This window comes from Chryseobacterium cucumeris (assembly GCF_001593385.1).
In the GTDB taxonomy this organism is placed as follows: domain Bacteria; phylum Bacteroidota; class Bacteroidia; order Flavobacteriales; family Weeksellaceae; genus Chryseobacterium; species Chryseobacterium cucumeris.
The window spans coordinates 1-1,350 of record NZ_LUVZ01000014.1; the positions used below are offsets into that span (position 1 = coordinate 1).

Annotated in this window: 1 protein-coding gene; it reads right to left on the bottom strand. The window is 31.8% G+C overall.

What is annotated here, in order from left to right; genetic code table 11:
• Nucleotides 1-46: 46 nt before the first annotated feature.
• A protein-coding gene (locus A1704_RS12350) for an IS3 family transposase (RefSeq protein ID WP_117753103.1) occupies nucleotides 47-1,299 on the bottom strand; the annotation gives its coding sequence in 2 pieces (ribosomal slippage) (nucleotides 47-972 and nucleotides 972-1,299; 1,254 coding nt in all).
• Nucleotides 1,300-1,350: the final 51 nt, after the last annotated feature.

Here is a 1,350-nt window from a genome sequence, read left to right on the forward strand (position 1 = left end):
TGACTAGTCCTGAAAAAGGTTGACTAGTTTAATATTTCAAATATACTTAAATCAGAGTAGGAATTTTCCTATTCTGATTTTGTTTTTTGTATGTTTTTAATTTTACGTTATTTTTCATATGCACTTGGCTAGGGATGTTATAATTTAGGGAAAAATGAGGTCTTAAATTATTATAATAATAAATTGATTGGTCAAGCTGCTGTGAGAGATTCTTAAAGTTTTCAAAAGTATCAATCAATCCAAACTCATATTTCAGAATGCCGTTTACCCTCTCTGCTACAGCATTCTCATAAGGATCCGAGTTCTCGGTCATACTGATAAGAATATCACTTTTCCTTAACGTTTCAGTATATTCTTTACTACAATACTGCAATCCTCTGTCTGAATGATGAATTAAAGAATGTTTATACACCCTGTTCTTTATGGCTTGTTTTAATGCTTTCAATGTGGAGGCAGTCTGTAAATTATCACTTAGTTCATATCCTACAATTTTCTTTGAATAGGCATCGGTAATCAAATGAAGATAATAATTTTTCTCTTTAGTCTTCAGATAGGTAATATCTGCAACCCAAACTTTTTCTGAACATTTCAACTCCTTTTCTTTAATAATATTCGGGTATTTCTTCATCCAATGTCTGGAATTGGTTGTTTTAAAATAACTGTGTCTTCTGGGAATTAAAAGATAATTCGATCTTAAAAGTTGAAACAGCCGATCTCTTCCTATATGAAGATCCTCTTTTGAAAAATCATTTTTAAGTAATACATAAAGTTTTCGAGTCCCTATTTTAGGCATCTTTTTACGAATTGATAATACCAGTTCTATAATCCTTTTTTGATTATTGATAGAATCAGGCTGTTTCTTCCTTTTATAATAAGCTTGTTTACTGTATCCAAACAATCGGCAGATATCTTCCAGTGAAAGATTTGTATACGGCCTTATTTCCTGGATTGATTGGAACCAGACTTTTTTACAATTTCAATCTTCAACTCACGCTCTGCGATTTCTATAAATCTCTTAAACACTTTAAGCTCTTCTTCCTTTTTGGATAAAGCAGCTTCAAGCTCTTTAATCTTTTGTTTCTGTGGATCTTTCATAGGTCTGCCTTTACTTAATTGTTTTTCATAAGTAAAGTTACCATATTTTATTAACCAACTTGAAATGCATGAATTACCCCGAATATTGTATCGAGTTTGCAATTGGGATTTTGTATATAATCCCCGTTCATATTCAGAGACAACTTGTCGTTTGAATGCCTCACTGTATTCTTGGACAGGGGACGATGTTTTTTTTAGATTCATAAGGGTGACTAATTTTATGGTTTTTTAGTCAACCTTTTTCAGGACGAGACA